This window comes from Tersicoccus solisilvae (genome assembly GCF_014643255.1).
In the GTDB taxonomy this organism is placed as follows: Bacteria; Actinomycetota; Actinomycetes; order Actinomycetales; family Micrococcaceae; genus Tersicoccus; species Tersicoccus solisilvae.
This window is the reverse complement of record NZ_BMJI01000001.1, coordinates 249,906-265,871: the sequence shown is the minus strand read 5'-3', so window position 1 is coordinate 265,871 and position 15,966 is coordinate 249,906. Positions and strand designations below refer to the sequence as shown.

The window sequence follows — 15,966 nt, the reverse complement described above, 5'->3', positions numbered from 1 at the left end:
GCAGGCTGCTCTCCTGGTCGCTGGCGTTGACCGCACTCGGTCTCGTGACGGCATGCACGGTGGAGAACTCGGCGGCACGCGTCACTGCCCCGGTTGTCACGCCGAGCGGTTCTGGCAGCTGCGATGCCGCGCTGAGCGGGACTGCCTGCAATTCCACTCCGGTGGTGCAAGGTGCGCTCCCCCCCGCGCTTACTCGGCCAGGCTGATCCGGTGAGTCTGACGTGGACGGGCACGGACAGATTCGCGGCCGTTCTGTTCTATTCTCGCGACGGCACATCCTCCATGGGAACCGGCGGAATCATGCCGGATGGTGGCGCGACCAAGATCTTGTGGCTCGTGCCCGACGTGGACGCTTCCAGCGGCCCTCTGACCGTCCGAGGGGTTTCGGCCGGGGGGAATCGGTTTCAAGCTTCATTCGATGGCGGCGGCAGCTATTCCAGTATCGTCAAAGTGCCGGCACCGGGGTGTTGGACCCTGACGGGAATCCTCCAAGGACGGGTGTTGGGCAACATCGTCATACCGGTCGTCCCTTCTTAGTGTCCAGGTCACCCGGCAGGTGCAGCACCGGGCAGCGATGCCAGCGGCGCTACCCCCGGGCGAGACTGTGCATCACGTGCTTCGTCCGCGAGTAATGCTCCAGCGCGTACAGCGAGAGGTCGCGCCGTAGCCCGAGCTCGCGGCCCGCACGATTGCCGAGGCGCCGCCCCGCCGTGCTTCCCCGGGTCTACTACGAACGGGCCGCGTCTCGCGTGGGCCGGTACCGCACGGCGACCGCACCCGAACGGAACTCCCGACGGTCCACGAGCTCGAGCCGGATCCGCTCGCTCAGGCCGGCGAGCAGCCTCGGCCCGTGTCCGGCGAGGACCGGCTGAACCAGGAACTCGTACTCGTCGATCAGGCCCTGCTCGGCCAGCGCCAGCGGGAGCGTCACGCCGCCCACCCACAGGCCCTCCCCGGGCTCCTGTTTGAGCCGCCGGACCTCCCGGTCCAGATCACCGCGCAGCAGCTCGGCGTTCCAGTCGACCCCGCTCGGCCTGCTCGACACCACATACTTCTTCGCCCGGTCGATGGTCTCCGCGAACGGGATCTGCCACGCGGCCATCCAGTCCGGCCACGTCCCCGTGGCCGGGCGCCGCCACGCCGACTGCATCATCTCGTAGGTCACTCGGCCGAAGAGCAGGGCATCGGCTCGGTCCAGCTGGTCCGTCCAGTAGCTCATCGACTCCTCGTCCGGGGGGAGCCCCGCCTCGTGATGGCAGCACCCGTCGAGGGTGACGTTGATCGAATACCGCAGTGGCCTCATGTCCGTTGCTCCCTCCGAAGCGCACGCGTTGCGGTCGCTGCCATCCACGCATACCCCCTCAGGACGATCGCGGCAAGGCTCACCGCCCGCGAGCGTCGAGCTCTCGCACCCCGCGCCATCGGGAAACGAGAACGGCGACCGCCCCCGCGCCCGGATGGGCGGCGGGCTGGTCCGGGTCGAGCTCCCACAGGTCCAGGTCGAGGCCGCTGTCACGCATCGCGTCGGCGAGCACGTCCTGCGCGCTGCGCTCTCGGGTGCGCACCGACCGGCGTCGAACTCGCGACCCGTCGACGTCACTGGGCGTCGGCTTCACTGGCCGTCGAGGCTGCCGATCACGATCGTCCAGGGCTGGACGGTCCGCTCGGTGATCAGGCCCTCGAGCCGGAACGGGTCCTGGTCCAGGTCCGCCTCGACCGCCTCCGCGCTGTCGGCCTCCATGACGATCAGCGCGGTGCCGCCGCCGTCGGTCGGACCGGACAGGCGCAGCCGGCCCTGTTCGTGCAGCCCCCGCAGGAAGGACCGGTGCGACGGGCGGTGCTCGTCGAGACGGGCGGTGTCGTCGGCGTAGCGGTAGGTGACGGCGAAGACGGCCATCGCGAAGCTCCTTCGGTCGGCGGGACGGTGGGGGACACTGCGAGGGCGCCGTGCAGCACCCGGTCCCCCGCCCATCCTGCCGTCGGCGCGACGATCCAGCCAACGGTGACCGCGGCCGTGGCGCCGGGATCCGCCTCGTTCGCTCGCCGGATCGAGGGCTACATCGAGTGGAACCAGTGAGGCGGATGTGACGCACGACCGTTGACTCGCGTCACTCCCGCCACACTCGGTGTCGCCGTTGCACCGGTTCCCCCGTGAAGCTGTTCACGCGGAGACCGGCGGGATCAGACGTGGTCGCGCCAGGAGTGCTCCGGGGCGAACCCGAGCAGCCGCTTGGCCTTGGCGTTGGAGAGCAGGCTCTCGTGCTCGCCGAGCTCCTTCGTCACCGGAACGTCCGGGAACCGCGCGGCGGCCAGCTCGGCCGTGCTGCGGGACATCACGCTGTCGTCGTTGGCGATGACGAAGGTCGCGTGACCGTGGTGCTGCCAGGTCAGGGCCTTGCGCACCGCCTGGGCGCCGTCACGCCGGTCGATGTAGGCCCACAGGTTCCAGTCGCGGCTGGCGGGATCGGCGTCGAACTCGGGGAACTGCGCGTAGTCCTCGACCCGCATCACGTTGGAGAACCGCAGGCCCACGATCTTCAGCCCCGGCGTCCACCGCACGAGCTGTTCGGCCATCGTCTCCTCGAGGTGCTTGACCAGGGAGTAGGTGGACTCCGGCCGTGCCGGGTAGTCCTCGTCGACCGGCAGGTACGGCGGGTCCTGTTCGAAGGGGATGCCGAGCAGCGTCTCACTGGACGCGTGCACGATGTTGCGGATGCCGACGCGCAGCGCGGCGTGGAACACGTGATAGGTCGCGAGCATGTTGTTCTCGAAGGTGGCGACGTCGGTCGCCAGCCCGGGGGCGGGCAGCGCGGCCAGGTGCACGACGGCGTCGAGCCCGCCGTGCCGGTCGTCGATGCCGCCGAGCGCGTCCACGGTCTGGCCGTAGTCGGTGAGGTCGACGCGGCTACCGATCGACGGATCCTCCGGCGGGGTCTGGTCCAGCACGACCACCTGGTGGCCGTGCGCGGTGAGGTCCTCGACGACGGCGGAGCCGAGCTTGCCGGACGCCCCGGTCACGGCCACCCGCAGCGGGGTGGTCGCGTGGTTGGTGGTCGGAAGGGTCACGCGTGATCTCCTGTCTCGGGTTGCGGACCGGCCGTCTCGTCGGTCCTCGGCGCTGCTGGGTCGTGGGGAGCATTCGATGCCCGATGGGCGGCGAAACCCAGCCCGGCGTCGGCGAGTGCGGCCCGCAGCATCCGCATCACCTTGGGGCCGACGCCGTGCAGAGAGGCCACCCACGCCTCGGGGTAGGTGCTCAGTTGTTCGAGTGTGGCGATGCCCTGTGCGGCCAGCGCGCGCTGGGCGGGGGCGCTGGTGGTCGGCAGGGGCGTGCTCATGGGTCGACGCTAGTGCACGTGCGGGTCACGGCCCAGTGTGGCCCGGGCCCCCGGTGCCGGCGTCCGCCGCCGGACCGGTGAGCGCCGCGGCCGTGGCGTCCAGGAAGCGGATGACGATCTCGCGTTCCCGGGGCGTCAGCTCCGCGGCCGCCCCGTAACGCCGCGCCTGCAGCGGACCCACCGTGTTCATGGCGGTCTCGTGCGTCTGTGGGCTGATCCGGATGGCGACCGAGCGCCGGTCGGTGGGGTGCCGGTGGCGGGTGACATGCCCGGCGGCCTCCAGGCGATCCAGCATCTTCGTGGTGGAGGCGCTCGCGATGCCGAGGTGCCGCGACAGCATGCTGGGCGTCACGTCGGCCCCCCGGTTCGCGGCGACGATGAGGAAGTAGAGGGCGCGCATGTCGGTCTCGTTCAGCCGCATGTACCGCTGGGCCTCTTCGCCCATCCGCCGCTCGACGTCGCTGAGCCGGCCCATGGCCTTCATCAGCCGGTCGATCTGCGCGATGTCCTCCGGTCGCAGCCCGGACCGGTCGACGAGCCGGCCGTGCGGGTCGCTGGCGTCCAGCCGGTACAGCGCCTCGTCGGGCGTCTCGTTCCCCGCGTCGGACATCGGCCACCTCCTCGGCTCGATTGTATGCAGGGCTTCCTTCTCGCCAAGCGATTTGCTAGCTTGGCGAAACAACCCAGGAGGAGACGTCATGAGCACGCGCATCGCGGACCGCGCCACCCCGAGCCCCGCCGACCGGCGGCGGCGGCCCGGCGGCCGAGTGCTCCGGATCGTCATCCCGGCCCTGCTGATCCTCGTCTGGCTGGTCGCGGCCGGGGTGGGCGGACCGTACTTCGGCAAGGTCGACGAGGTCTCGTCCAACGACCAGACGAGTTTCCTGCCCGCGAGCGCCGACGCCACGCGCGTGCAGGACCGGTTGGGGGACTTCACCTCTTCCGACGCCCTGCCCGCCGTCGTCGTGATGACCGCGGAGCGCACGCTCACCGCGCAGGACCGCGAGGCGTTGACGACGGCGGTGAGCGGGCTGACGGACGTCACGGGCGTCGAGGACGGGATCTCGCCCCTGATCCCCGCCGAGGACGGCCGCGCCGCGGAGGCGTTCGTCCCGATCGGCTCCTCCGGCGAGGTGTCCGACGTCGTCGAGCAGGTCCGCGAGCGCCTCACCGAGGCCGCCCCCGACGGGGTGACCGTGCACGTCACCGGTCCGGCCGGGTTCACCGCGGACCTCGTCGGCGCCTTCGCGGGCATCGACGGCGTCCTGCTGCTGGTGGCGCTGGCCGCGGTGCTCGTCATCCTCGTCATCGTCTACCGATCCCTGCTGCTGCCGGTCGCGGTGCTGGCGACGAGCATGTTCGCCCTCTGCGTGGCCCTGCTGGTGGTGTGGTGGCTGGCGAAGGCGGGGATCCTCACCCTCACCGGGCAGACCCAGGGCATCCTGTTCATCCTCGTGATCGGCGCGGCCACGGACTACTCGCTGCTCTACACGGCGCGATACCGCGAGGAACTCCGGTCCACGGCGGACAAGGGCGCGGCCACCCTCGCGGCCTGGCGCAGCGCCGTCGAGCCCATCGCGGCCTCGGGCGGCACGGTGATCGCCGGCCTGCTGTGCCTGCTGCTCTCGGACCTCAACTCCAACAAGTCGCTGGGCCCCGTGGCCGCGCTCGGCATCGTGTTCGCCATGCTGGCGGCCCTCACCCTGCTGCCCGCGCTGCTGTTCGCCTTCGGCCGGGCCGCGTACTGGCCCCGGCGGCCGGTGTTCGAGCCGGCCCACGAGCACAACGCGATCGATCCGCGAGGCCTGTACGCCCGGGTGGGCCGGCTCGTCGCCCGCCGGCCACGCGCGGTGTGGATCGTCTGCGTGCTCGTCCTGCTCGCCGGTGCCGTCGGCATCACCGGGCTGCGGGCCGACGGGGTGCCGCAGAGTGACCTGGTGATCGGCACCTCGGACGCGCGGGACGGCCAACAGGCGCTCGCCGAGCACTTCCCCGGCGGCTCCGGGTCCCCCGCGTCGGTGATCGTCGCCCGCGGCGACCTGCAGAAGGCCGCGGACACGCTGCTGGCGAATGACGGCGTCGACGCCGTCACCGTGACGAGCGCCGACTCCCCGTCCGGCTCGGCGCCGGTCACCGAGCGAGGCATCGGTGCGGTGGGCCGGCCCGGCACCCCGGCACCGGAGCCCACGGTGGCCGACGGCGACGTGCTCCTGCAGGCGACCCTGACCGACCCGGCGGACAGCGCGGCGGCGGAGCGGACGGTGCGCGCCCTGCGGTCCGATCTCGCCGGTGTCGCCCTGATCGGCGGGGAGACGGCCACGGCGATCGACACCAACGACACGTCGATCCACGACCGGACGCTGATCATCCCGATCACCCTGGCCGTGATCCTCGTGATCCTGATGCTGCTGCTGCGCGCCGTGGTGGCCCCGGTGCTGCTGATCCTCACCACGGTGCTTTCGTTCGGCACCGCGCTCGGGGTCTCGGCCCTGGTGTTCAACCAGGTGATGAACCTGCCCGGCGCGGACCCGTCGGTACCCCTGTTCGGTTTCGTGTTCCTCGTCGCGCTCGGGATCGACTACAACATCTTCCTGATGACGCGGGTGCGCGAGGAGTCCGTGCGGCACGGCACCCGGCCGGGGATCCTGCGCGGCCTCGCGGTGACGGGGGGCGTGATCACCTCCGCCGGCATCGTGCTGGCGGCGACGTTCGCGGCGCTGGCGGTGATCCCCGTGCTGTTCCTGCTGCAGATCGCGTTCATCGTGGCGTTCGGGGTGCTGCTGGACACCTTCGTCGTGCGCACGCTGCTGGTGCCGGCGCTCGCGTACGACGTCGGGCCCGCCATCTGGTGGCCGCACCGGCTCTCCCGCCCGGCGGGTCGGCACGCCGCGGTCACGCCCTGAACTCCGCCCGCATCGACACCCCGCCCGCCCCCCCCCCGCGCCAGCCCCCCGCGCCAGGTCGTCACTAGTTGTCGCATCCGGGTCCTCCCGGATGGGTTAACGACATCTATTGACGACCTGGCGTGAAGCGGGGGGTCAGAACGTGAGCGAGCCACGCAGGATCGAGTCGCCCGAATGGGCCGGATTGCCGTCGAGGGGCTCGTCCGAGACGTCGACGGTGGCGTAGTCCCGCACGTCCAGGCCGGCGGGCACGGGCAGCACCGCGGACCCGTCGTGCAGGGTGCCCAGGCTCACCATCCGCTTGCCGTCCTTCGCGATCAGCCAGACCTCCGGGTAACCGCGCACGCGATCACCGCCGACCTGCAACCGCAGCTGGTCGATCCCGTCCGCGGTGCGCTGCAGTTCCGCCGAACCGGAGCCGGTCGCCTGCCCGAGGGGCGCCAAGTCCGCGGACGCGAGCACCCGGTCCGGCGACCGGACGCCCACGGCCCACACGACGGCGACGACGACGAGTGCGGCGGCCACCGCGCCGGCGAGGAAGCTCCACGTCCGGGCGCCCACTCGGCGTCGGCGGCGGGGCGGCCGGGTGTCCGCCGGTCTCGACCCCGACGGCGACCGTGCAGGCCGCCTGCCGGCATCTTCGGAGCCGGTGACGGGGCCCGAGCCGGTGACGCCGTCGTCGATGCGGGAGCGGATCCGTGCCCACACGGCGTCCGACGGCGGCTCGAGGTCCGGGCCGCCCTCCCGGGCCGCGCCGACCAGGGACGTCAACTCGGTCAGTTCCGCCCGGCAGCTCTGGCAGCCCTCCAGGTGGGCCCGGGCTGCGTCGTCCGCGGGCTCGCCGAGGGCGAGGAGAGCGATGGCCTCACCATCCAGATGCTTCACGGCTCTCCTCCATCCGTCGTCTCAGGTCGAGCAGCCCGCGACGCAGGTGGCTCTTCACGGTACCGAGCGGCACCCCGGTGCGGTCGGCGATCTGCCGGTGGGTCAGGTCTTCGTAGAAGGCCAGGTGGAGGAACGAGAGCGGTGGGTCCGGCAGCGTGGCGAGCACGTCGCGGACCATCAGCCGTGTGACGGCGGCCTCCACCTCGTCCTCGGTCGGCCCGGCCGCCTCGGCCTCACGGTCGTCCAGGTCCGCCGTGCGGTCCCGGTCGGTGGCCGCCTGCCGCGCCCGGTCGGCGATCACGCGCCGGGTGATGCCGATGATCCAGGCCGGCAGCGGGGCCCGCTCGGGGTCGAAGCTGGCCCGGTAGGTCCAGGCGCGCACGAACACGTCCTGCACCACGTCGTCGGCCAGGTGCGGGTCCCGGACAGCGCGCAGGGCCAGACCGCGCACGAGGGCTCCGCAGTGGTGAAACGCGCGTTCGAGCACCTCCGGGTCGCCCTCCCGGAACCGCGGATCGGCCGCGGCATCCCACACCGGAGCGGTGTGCTTCATGCCGACCCCCGTGCTCGACCGCCCCGAGCGGTGCCACCGGGGCCGGATCCGTGCCTGTCTGTCCGCGAGTATACGGAAGGCCTCACCGGACGGGTTCAGCGGTGACGACGACGTTGTCACGGTAGTCCTGCCGGTCGGGCAGCCACGGGCCCCCGCACGTGACCAGCCGCAGCACGGGCGCCCCGTCGCGGCGGAAGAGGTCGGTGTCTGCCAGCCGCGCCTTGCTGATGGTGTCGACCGCGCGGACGCGGTACGCGAGGACCCCACCGGTGTCGAGCACGACGTCGATGGTGTCCCCGGGCGTCAGATCCTTGATCCGGTAGAGCGGCGTCTTCCCCCAGGGCGCGTCGACGTGCCCGGCGAAGACCGCCGATCCGGCTCCCTCCCCGGGTGCGGGCCCGTACCGGTACCAGCTGATCCGTCCGGGAGTCATCGGGATGCCCAGGGCGCCGCGGTCGTCGATGCCCATCGGGTCGATCGGCAGGACGAGGTCCTGAGCGGGAGCGCGCAGTTCGGTCGGCGTCGCGACGGACCGGGCAGCACGGGGCACGGCGCGGGTGACGGGCACGCGACCCAGCACCGGTGAGCGCCGGGGTGCGGCGGTGCTCGCCGTGGGCGCGGGCGTCCTGGCCGACGTCGCGGCCGGTCCGGTCGCGGTCGGTCCGGGTGCGGCCGGTACAGGCGCGGCCGGTACGGGGACGCCGGACACGGGTGGCGCGGTGACCGCCAGACCGGTGGGTTCACCCGATTCGGGCGGCGGCAGCGCGGCGAGGCCGGCGGAGCCGAGCAGCAGCAGCCCGGCCACGCCGAGCACGGTCGAGCCTCGCGTCAGCCGTAGCGGTGCAGCACGGCGGGCGTCACCGCGCGAAGCAGCGCCGCGCGGGCGGGCGAAGGGAGGACCCTGCCGGTGCCGCGGCGTCCGCGCACCGGCAGGGTCGCTGGGTGGGATCATCGGTCAGGCTCAGGCGCGGGCCCGTGCCGCCCTCCGGGAGAGCACCACCGCGCCGGCGAGCGCGGCGACACCGAGCACGGCGCCGATGGTCAGCGCGGGGGCGGGTTCGGCGGCGGCGCCGGTCGTGCCCGCGGGCACGCCGTTCGGGTTCTGCTGCATGCCGCCCACGGTCTGGGTCGCCAGGGCGAGATTGCCGTCGGCCGCCGATCCCCAGGCGTAGACGATCGTCGTCGTGCCCTCGCCGAGCGGCAGGTCCGCCGGCCCGATCACCGCTTGCGTGGTGCCGGCGAGGGCCACCGCCGCGGAGACCGTCCCGGCGGGCACCTCGAGGGAGGCCTCCTTCGGGTTGGTCAACCCGCTGACCACGGCCTTGCCGCCGGCGAGGATGTCGACGGCGGGGGCAGCCGCGACGTGCCGCACGGTGAGCCGAGCCTGCCCGGCCGGAACGGTGGAGGTGTCGTTGGCGAACAGGGTGGCGCCGGGCTTGCCGGCCGCGGTCAGGTGGGCGACGGCGGTGTAGTCGCCCCCGGCCTTCAGATCGGCGGCGACGGGGCCGATGATCGGGGCCGACGCGTCCGCGGCGTCGGATGCCGTGATCGCCAGTTGGTGGGAGCCGGCGGGGACGGGAAGCGGGCCGGCCAGGGTGCCGGGGGTGAAGTCGTCGAGCGTGAGCGCCCCGTCGACGTAGACGTCGACCGTGGTGCCGGGGACGGCGTGGAGCACGGAGAGCTGGGCGTCGCCGTCGGCGGCACTGGCGGGCGCGGCGGTGGCGAGCGCGGCGCAGGCGAGGCCGAGGGCGGCGGTGGCGGCGAGGGTGGTGCGCATGGTGGTTCCTCCGGGGGTGGGAACCGGCGCGGGAGCCGGTCCGAGTGAGTCGGGACACTCGTGCTACCGGCGCGGACCCGGATCCGGATGCAGGGCCGCCGTGGGGGGGATCAGCCGGCTCGCCCCGGCCGAGCTCAGCCCCGCTCAGCGGACGAGGTGGTCCACGAGCTGCCGCAGCACCCGCAGCTGGGCGCGCATGTGCCCGGCGTCCCCGGTGGCCCGGCACAGCACGAACGCGCCCTCGAAGGTGACGAACAAGTGGTCGGCGAGCGCGTCGGCGTCCACTCCGTCCGCGTTCCCGTCGTCGTTCGTCTCGTCGTCCCCGCGCTCGTGGCCGGCGTGCGCCTCGACGGCGGCGCGGATCAGGCCGGCGACCGGCTCGCGCCAGCCCACGACGGCGTCGACGATCCGGTCGGCGGTCCCGGCCGTGAGCAGGTCGCGTTCGACGACGGTGCTGACGTACAGGCAGCTGGACTGCTCGGACATGAGCTCGTCGGCGCCGTCCTCGAAGATCCGCAGGAAGGCAAGCAGCCGCGCCCGGGGATCGGCGGCCAGGTGGGCCGTCTCGGAGAGCGCGTTCTGCAGTTGACCGAGGTCCGCCGTCACGTAGCGGTCGACGAGGGCCTTCGCGAGGTCCAACTTGGTCGGGAAGTGGTGGAAGAACGCGCCCTTGGAGGTCCCGGCGCCCTCGATCACCTCGTCCAGGGCGGTGGCCGCGAAGCCCTTCTCGATCACGAGGTGCTCCGCGGTCGCGAGGATCCGCTCCCGGTTGATGGCTCCGTTGCGTGGCATGCCACCACTTGTACCAGACTATTCACCCTGCTATAAACAGACTATCCAGTCTGGTATGCGCCGATCGCGACGCGCGACACCCTCGGGAGGGGTCATGGCCACCACGACGGTCCTGGATCCGGAGCGCCGGTACGTCACCGACGGCGGGATGGAGACCGACCTGATCTTCCACCACGGCGTGGACCTGCCGGAGTTCGCGGCGTTCCCGCTGGTCGAGGACGCCCCGGGGCGCGAGCTGCTGACGGCGTACTACCTCGGGTACGCCGACGTCGCCGGCCGGGCCGGGGCCGGGCTGCTGCTCGAGAGCCCCACCTGGCGAGCGAACCCGGACTGGGGGGCGCGCCTGGGGTACGACGCCCCGGCGCTGGATCGAGCGAACCGGGCCGCGATCGCGTTCCTGCGCCGGCTCGCCGACCGGCTGCGCGACCGGGTTCCCGCGGTGCTGGTCAACGGGATGGTCGGGCCCCGATACGACGGCTATCACCCGAATGCGGCGATGAGTGCGGACGAGGCCACCGCCTACCACGGGCCTCAGCTCGCCTCCTTCGCCGCCGCCGGCGTCGACCTCGTCACGGCCTACACGCTGGGCAGCGTCGCGGAGGCCCAGGGCATCGTGGAGGCCGCGCGCGACGAAGCACTGCCGGTGGGCATCTCCTTCACGGTGGAGACGGACGGCACGCTGCCCGACGGCACCCCCCTGGGCGCGGCGGTGCAGCGACTGGACGCCGTCGCCGCCCCGGACCACTACCTGGTCAACTGCGCGCACCCCGACCACATCGCCCGGGGCATCCCCGCGGACGCGCCGTGGCGGCACCGGGTCGCCGGGACCCGCGTCAACGCGTCCCGGCTCAGCCACGCGGATCTGGACGAGGCGGAAGCGCTGGACGACGGGGACCCGGCCGAGCTGGCCGCGGACCATCGCCGGCTGGCCGCCCGGCTGCCCGGCCTGCGCATCCTCGGCGGTTGCTGCGGCACGGACGTGCGGCACGTCGCCGCCCTCTGGGGGCAGTGAGGCCGGGCCGGGTGGACGAGCGCGCGGTCGTGGCGCGTCAGTCCCAGCAGAGGCAGAACGGATGACCGGCGGGATCGGCGTACACCTGGAAACCGTCCCGCGCGTCGAGGTCGGGAGCCGCCCGCAGCAGCCGCGCCCCCGCCGCGATCGCCTCCTCGTGCGCGGCGCGGATGTCCGGCACGTGCAGGTCGAGATGGATCTGCTGCGGCGTGCCGTCGGGCCAGTCCGGCTGCTGGTGATTCGGAGCGAGCTGAACGGCGAGCCGGGCCAGTCCGTCGACGCGGACGGTACGCCAGTCGTCCTCCGCGTCGTCCGGGTCGGCGGGGTCGACCGTGCCGCCGAGCAGCGACGCCCAGAAGGCGCTCTCCGCGTCCATGTCGGCGGCGTCGAACACGATGATCTGTCGGGTGATCTCCATGGGCCCATCCTCATCGCTCCCCGTGGTCGCCGACAGGCCCGCGGGCGCGGTCACGGTGCGCCGCGGACAGCCGTGGTCCTCGGTCGGCGTGCTAGAGATGGAAGCGACGACCAGCCCCACCAGCGGATCTCCGCCTGTCCGAAGGACGCCATGACCGCCGCGACCCCCGACGAACCCGTCCGGTCCCGCCTGCGCCTGTCCGGGGGCAAGGACCGGGTGGTGCTGATCGGCGCGCTGGGGGTGCTCAGCGCCGTCAGCCCGCTGGCGACCGACATGTACCTGGCCTCGATGCCGGGGATGAGCACGTGGTTCGGCACCTCCGCCTCGGCCGTGCAGCTGACGCTGACGACGTACATGGTCGGCATGGCGTTCGGCCAGTTCTTCCTCGGGCCGATCTCCGACGTGCTCGGCCGGCACCGCCTGCTGGTCGCCGGCAACGCCCTCTTCCTGGTGTGCTCGGTGCTGATCGCGGTCGCGCCCACCATCGGCGTGATGATGGCGCTGCGTGCGCTGCAGGGAGCGGCCGGCGCGGCCGGCGTCGTCATCGCCCGCGCGATCGTCGCCGACATCTCCACCGGCCGGCAGGCCGCCAAGCTCTACTCGATCCTGGCCACCATCACCTCGGTCGCGCCCGTCGTCGCGCCCCTGCTCGGCGGCGTGATCGCCACCGTCGCCCCGTGGCAGGCCGTGTTCTGGGCGCTGACGGTGTTCGGGCTGCTGATGCTGCTGTGCTCCGTGGTCGTGGTGCCGGAGACCCTGCCGGTGCACGCCCGCCAGCACGCGCTGCGCGGGGTGCTCGGACTGTCGCTGCGGGTGATGCGGACCGGCTCGTTCATGGCGTACGCCTTCACCTTCGCGTTCACCTTCGGCGCCCTGTTCTCCTACATCTCCGCGTCCTCGTTCGTGATCCAGAACGTGCTCGGCTTCTCGGCCCTGGCCTACTCGGTCGTCTTCGCGGTCAACGCGTGCGGTGCCATCGTCGGCGGCCTGGTCAACGTCCGGCTGGTCGACCGGATCGAACCGGCCACCATCCTGCGGATCGCCGTCACCGTGATCTGTGTGACCAACGTGATCGGCCTCGTGCTGATCCTCAGCGGCGTCACGGGCTGGACGACGCTCGTGCAGCTGCTCGTCGGGCAGACGGCGCTCGGCTTCGTGATGGGTAACGCCGTCGCCCTCGCGCAGAGCCGGGTGCCGGGCCGCGCCGGCGCCGGCGCGGCCGTGCTGGGGTTGCTGCAGTTCGTCCTCGGCGGCCTGGTCAGCCCGCTGACGGGCATCGCCGGGCAGCACACCGCCGTGCCGATGGCGGTCTCGATGGCGGTGTGGTCCAGCCTCGCACTGGGTGCCGCACTGCTGGCCCGACGGCTCAGTCGCCACGCTCCCTGAGCACACACCCCTCGCACGACGCCGCCTCGCGCACCGGCCCGAGGTCCGGGTTCGGGTCGATGCGGTGGCATCGACCGGCGCTCGTCTAGAATCGGGGTCGACGCCGTGCGTGGTGCCGGAGCGTCACGGTGAGGAGAAGCGATGGGCCCGGGGGCGTCGAGCGTGCTGCTGCGTCGAGGACATCTGATCCCGCCGTTGGCGGCCGGCGGCCTCTTCCTGATCGTCGCGGCGCTGCTGGGTCCGGGCGTCGTGTGGGGCGACACGGTGCAGTACATCCGCATCGCCCACGAACTCGGTGGGATGCCCGTCCACCAGGCATGGTTCACCGCCTACACCGAATACTGCGCCCACCCGTCCTCCGGGCTGCAGGGCACCGGCGCGGACTGCGCGTCCGCGGCCTGGGCCGGGGCGGGACCCATCGTCGGGGTGCACGACCGCACCCCGGCCTATGCGGCGATCTTCAGCCCGCGCATCGGCTACCCCCTGGTGTCCCTGCCGCTGATGACGCTGCTCGGGGACCAGGTGGGCCTGTGGATCGTCGCCGTGCTCAGCACGGCCCTCGCCGGCCTGCTGGTGCACCGCATCGCTCGCGTGGTCGGCCTCGGCCGGCGGACCGCCCTGCTCTCCCAGCTCGCGTTCTACCTGCTCCCGGTCGGCCTGGACCACGGCACGGCGCTGCTCGCCGAGGGGCCGTCCCTGATGGCCGCCCTGATCCTCGTCCTCGGGGTGGCGCACCTGTTGCGCGGTTCTCGGCGCCGCGGGCTGCTGCTCGCCGTCGCCGGCTACGCCCTCGTCTACTTCTTCAAGTACTCGTCCGTGCTGATCCTGTGCGTGGCCGTGCTCGCGGTGTGCGTCGTCATGGTGATCGTGCCGTCGTCCCGGCACGATCGGCGGGTTCGCCTCACCGGCGTGGTGGCCCTGGCACTGACGCTCGCCTCCTTCGTCATCGGGTCCGCGTTCGGGCTCCCGGGGGTGGAGCACAGCCTGCAGGACACGTTCACCTGGCACTTCACGCTGCCCCCGGTGCCGGACCCGTGGGTGAAACTGCTCTTCCTCGAGGGGAACTTCCTCGGCACGTTCGTCGGCAACCTGCCGTTGAACCCGGGCTGGGTGCTCGTGGCGGCGATCGGGATCGCCGGCATCGTGCTGCTGCTGCGCCGTCGTCGGCCCGACCCCTCCGCCTGGGCCCTGACCGTCCCCGCCGGGCTCGGCGTGCTGACCGTCGTCGGTCATCCCGTCTACAGCCAGTCCGCCCGGCTCGGGTCGCCGGTGTGGGTGACGATGGCCTTCGGCGTCGGGATCGCGATCAGCTGGGCGGTGGATCGGTTCGCGAGCCGACGGCGCCGTTCGCGGCGTGCCCCCGTGAGCCCGTTGGCCGCCGACCACGACCTGCTGGGCGCGCACCGGCCCACCCGCGCACGACGTGATGCCGCGCCGGCCCCGGAGCGGGCGGCCCCCGGCCCGGACGCGGTCTCGTCCGCATGAGCATGTCCACGCGGTGGGCGTCGACGTCCGCGGGGTCGATCGCGTCGGTAGCCTCGGCGGGCTCCATCGCCTCCGTGGCCTCGGCGGGCTCCATCGCCTCCGTCTCCTCCGCGGGATCGATCGCCTCCGTCGGGTCGATCGGCTCCATCGCCTCCGTCGGGTCGATCGCGTCCATCGGCTCGGTCGGGTCCGTCGCGTCGATCAACAGCTTCGGCGGCATCGGCGTGATCAACGGGATGCCGGTCCTGGTGCTCGCCGCGCTGGCGGCGATCCCCGCCGTGCTGCTCGTCCGCAGGCGCAGCCGCGGCTGAGCGCCGCTCGATCTCTCCTCCGGGCGTCGCCTCAGGTCCGGGCGCGGATCCAGCCCGCGAGGGTCACCGTCTTGTGGCGCCAGTCGGCGGGCCGGTCCGTGGCCACCCACGCCCACTCCGCCGTCATTCGCAGCACCACGTGCAGTGCGAGCCGGGACCGCGCGGCGGGGTCCATGCCCCCGTGCGCGTCGAGCAGCACGGGGACGAGATCGGCTTCGCCCTCGTGCATCAGGTGGACGACGGTCAGGGCCAGGTCGTGCGCGGGATCCGCCCACTCGGCCCGCTCGAAGTCCACCAGGCCGCTGATCACCGGGACGGACCCGGGGTCGCGGCGCAGCAGGATGTTCCCGCCGTTGAGGTCCTGGTGACACAGCGACGGCGGGACGGCGTCGTCGAGGAGGCTGGCGGCGGCGAGCCGCTCGACGCCGGTGGCGAGCACCGGGTCCCCACCCGCGGCGTCGAAGGCGGCCAGCGTCCGCTCCACGAGCGCGGTGGTCCAGCCGCGTGAAGTCGCCCAACGACGCGGTGTCGGCCCGCCGTCACCGTCGTCGGCGAGGGCGCCGAAGTGTTCGCCGGTCACCGCGTGCAGTCGACCCGCGACGGACCCGACCTGCGCGACGACGGCGGCGGCGTCCGCCGGGCTCAGCGCGGGCCGGACGTCAGCCCAGCGGTCACCGGGCAGCCGCGTCATGACGAGGAATCCCGTGCCTCCGGCCAGCCGCCCGGCGACGACCGCGCGGGGAACCTCGTCACCCAGGACGGCGGCCGCCGTCAGTGCGGTGGCCTCCGTCGCGGCGCGGGCGCTGACGGCCGGCGGGAACAGCTTGGCGACCAGCAGATCGGCATCGTCGGCGTCCGTCCGGCCGGCCAGCCGCAGGCCGAGCAGATGCCCGACGGCACCCTGTACCGGGGGCCGCCACCGGGCATCCGGGTATGCCGGCCGCCCGGTCGCGGCCGTGACGGCGCGGATCACGTCCGCGACCACCGCGTCGGTGACCGGTGCGGTGGCGATCGGGTGGGCCATCGTCCGATCGTCCCACGAGTCCGGGCGGGACCGAGCTCCGGAGCGCGTCCCCGGAGCCGAGGGCGGGCGCGGTGGGGGCGGG

18 protein-coding genes are annotated in these 15,966 nt (G+C 73.0%); 5 read left to right on the top strand and 13 right to left on the bottom strand.

Annotated elements, in window-relative coordinates; all coding sequences use genetic code 11:
• Nucleotides 1–727: 727 nt before the first annotated feature.
• The 6 genes from IEX22_RS01290 to IEX22_RS01265 form a co-directional block, all read right to left on the bottom strand.
• Complete coding sequence (locus tag IEX22_RS01290; RefSeq protein WP_188665128.1) at nt 728–1,303, bottom strand: dihydrofolate reductase family protein; 576 nt, start codon at nt 1,301–1,303, stop codon at nt 728–730.
• A 79-nt stretch (nt 1,304–1,382) separates the two neighbouring features.
• Nucleotides 1,383–1,565: a hypothetical protein gene (locus tag IEX22_RS01285; RefSeq protein ID WP_188665126.1), complete on the bottom strand. Its 183-nt coding sequence runs from the start codon at nt 1,563–1,565 to the stop codon at nt 1,383–1,385.
• A gap of 47 nt (nt 1,566–1,612) precedes the next feature.
• Nucleotides 1,613–1,897, bottom strand: a complete 285-nt coding sequence (locus IEX22_RS01280) for a YciI family protein (protein WP_188665124.1) — start codon at nt 1,895–1,897, stop codon at nt 1,613–1,615.
• Nucleotides 1,898–2,181: 284 nt separating this feature from the next.
• Entirely contained in the window at nt 2,182–3,030 is an 849-nt protein-coding gene (locus IEX22_RS01275) for an NAD-dependent epimerase/dehydratase family protein (RefSeq protein ID WP_188666056.1), read from the bottom strand.
• Between the two features lie 32 nt (nt 3,031–3,062).
• Nucleotides 3,063–3,338, bottom strand: a complete 276-nt coding sequence (locus tag IEX22_RS01270) for a helix-hairpin-helix domain-containing protein (RefSeq protein ID WP_229659673.1) — start codon at nt 3,336–3,338, stop codon at nt 3,063–3,065.
• 25 nt (nt 3,339–3,363) lie between these two features.
• Nucleotides 3,364–3,948 (bottom strand): MarR family winged helix-turn-helix transcriptional regulator, encoded by a 585-nt coding sequence (locus IEX22_RS01265; protein WP_188665122.1) that lies wholly within the window; start codon nt 3,946–3,948, stop codon nt 3,364–3,366.
• A gap of 88 nt (nt 3,949–4,036) precedes the next feature.
• Here IEX22_RS01265 and IEX22_RS01260 point away from each other — a divergent pair, with 88 nt between their 5' ends.
• Entirely contained in the window at nt 4,037–6,241 is a 2,205-nt protein-coding gene (locus IEX22_RS01260) for an MMPL family transporter (protein ID WP_188665121.1), read from the top strand.
• A 135-nt stretch (nt 6,242–6,376) separates the two neighbouring features.
• Here IEX22_RS01260 and IEX22_RS01255 read toward each other — a convergent pair whose 3' ends face one another.
• The 5 genes from IEX22_RS01255 to IEX22_RS01235 all read right to left on the bottom strand — a co-directional run bounded on the left by IEX22_RS01255 (nt 6,377) and on the right by IEX22_RS01235 (nt 10,248).
• Nucleotides 6,377–7,126 (bottom strand): anti-sigma factor, encoded by a 750-nt coding sequence (locus IEX22_RS01255; RefSeq protein WP_188665118.1) that lies wholly within the window; start codon nt 7,124–7,126, stop codon nt 6,377–6,379.
• Complete coding sequence (locus IEX22_RS01250) at nt 7,107–7,679, bottom strand: RNA polymerase sigma factor (RefSeq protein WP_188665115.1); 573 nt, start codon at nt 7,677–7,679, stop codon at nt 7,107–7,109. Before IEX22_RS01250 ends, IEX22_RS01255 begins: the two co-directional genes overlap by 20 nt.
• 82 nt (nt 7,680–7,761) lie before the next feature.
• Nucleotides 7,762–8,493 (bottom strand): class F sortase, encoded by a 732-nt coding sequence (locus IEX22_RS01245; protein WP_188665113.1) that lies wholly within the window; start codon nt 8,491–8,493, stop codon nt 7,762–7,764.
• A 147-nt stretch (nt 8,494–8,640) separates the two neighbouring features.
• Nucleotides 8,641–9,456, bottom strand: a complete 816-nt coding sequence (locus IEX22_RS01240; RefSeq protein ID WP_188665110.1) for a DUF4397 domain-containing protein — start codon at nt 9,454–9,456, stop codon at nt 8,641–8,643.
• Nucleotides 9,457–9,600: 144 nt separating this feature from the next.
• Nucleotides 9,601–10,248, bottom strand: a complete 648-nt coding sequence (locus IEX22_RS01235; RefSeq protein WP_188665107.1) for a TetR/AcrR family transcriptional regulator — start codon at nt 10,246–10,248, stop codon at nt 9,601–9,603.
• A gap of 94 nt (nt 10,249–10,342) precedes the next feature.
• Between IEX22_RS01235 and IEX22_RS01230 the strand changes: the two genes are divergently transcribed.
• Nucleotides 10,343–11,260: a homocysteine S-methyltransferase family protein gene (locus IEX22_RS01230; RefSeq protein WP_188665104.1), complete on the top strand. Its 918-nt coding sequence runs from the start codon at nt 10,343–10,345 to the stop codon at nt 11,258–11,260.
• 37 nt (nt 11,261–11,297) lie between these two features.
• On the opposite strand, the gene IEX22_RS01225 is transcribed toward IEX22_RS01230, so the two are convergent.
• Entirely contained in the window at nt 11,298–11,678 is a 381-nt protein-coding gene (locus tag IEX22_RS01225) for a VOC family protein (protein WP_188665102.1), read from the bottom strand.
• A gap of 150 nt (nt 11,679–11,828) precedes the next feature.
• Between IEX22_RS01225 and IEX22_RS01220 the strand changes: the two genes are divergently transcribed.
• From IEX22_RS01220 to IEX22_RS01210, 3 genes are all read left to right on the top strand, one after another.
• A complete protein-coding gene (locus IEX22_RS01220) occupies nt 11,829–13,064 on the top strand; it encodes a multidrug effflux MFS transporter (protein ID WP_188665099.1) in 1,236 nt (411 codons plus the stop codon).
• Nucleotides 13,065–13,205: 141 nt separating this feature from the next.
• The gene (locus IEX22_RS01215) at nt 13,206–14,549 is read left to right on the top strand and encodes a hypothetical protein (protein WP_188665096.1); all 1,344 of its coding nucleotides are present in this window, start codon (nt 13,206–13,208) and stop codon (nt 14,547–14,549) included.
• Nucleotides 14,546–14,860 (top strand): hypothetical protein, encoded by a 315-nt coding sequence (locus tag IEX22_RS01210; protein WP_188665093.1) that lies wholly within the window; start codon nt 14,546–14,548, stop codon nt 14,858–14,860. The genes IEX22_RS01215 and IEX22_RS01210 overlap by 4 nt, the downstream gene beginning before the upstream one ends.
• Before the next feature lie 31 nt (nt 14,861–14,891).
• Here IEX22_RS01210 and IEX22_RS01205 read toward each other — a convergent pair whose 3' ends face one another.
• A complete protein-coding gene (locus IEX22_RS01205) occupies nt 14,892–15,884 on the bottom strand; it encodes a phosphotransferase family protein (RefSeq protein ID WP_188665090.1) in 993 nt (330 codons plus the stop codon).
• Between the last annotated feature and the right edge of the window lie 82 nt (nt 15,885–15,966).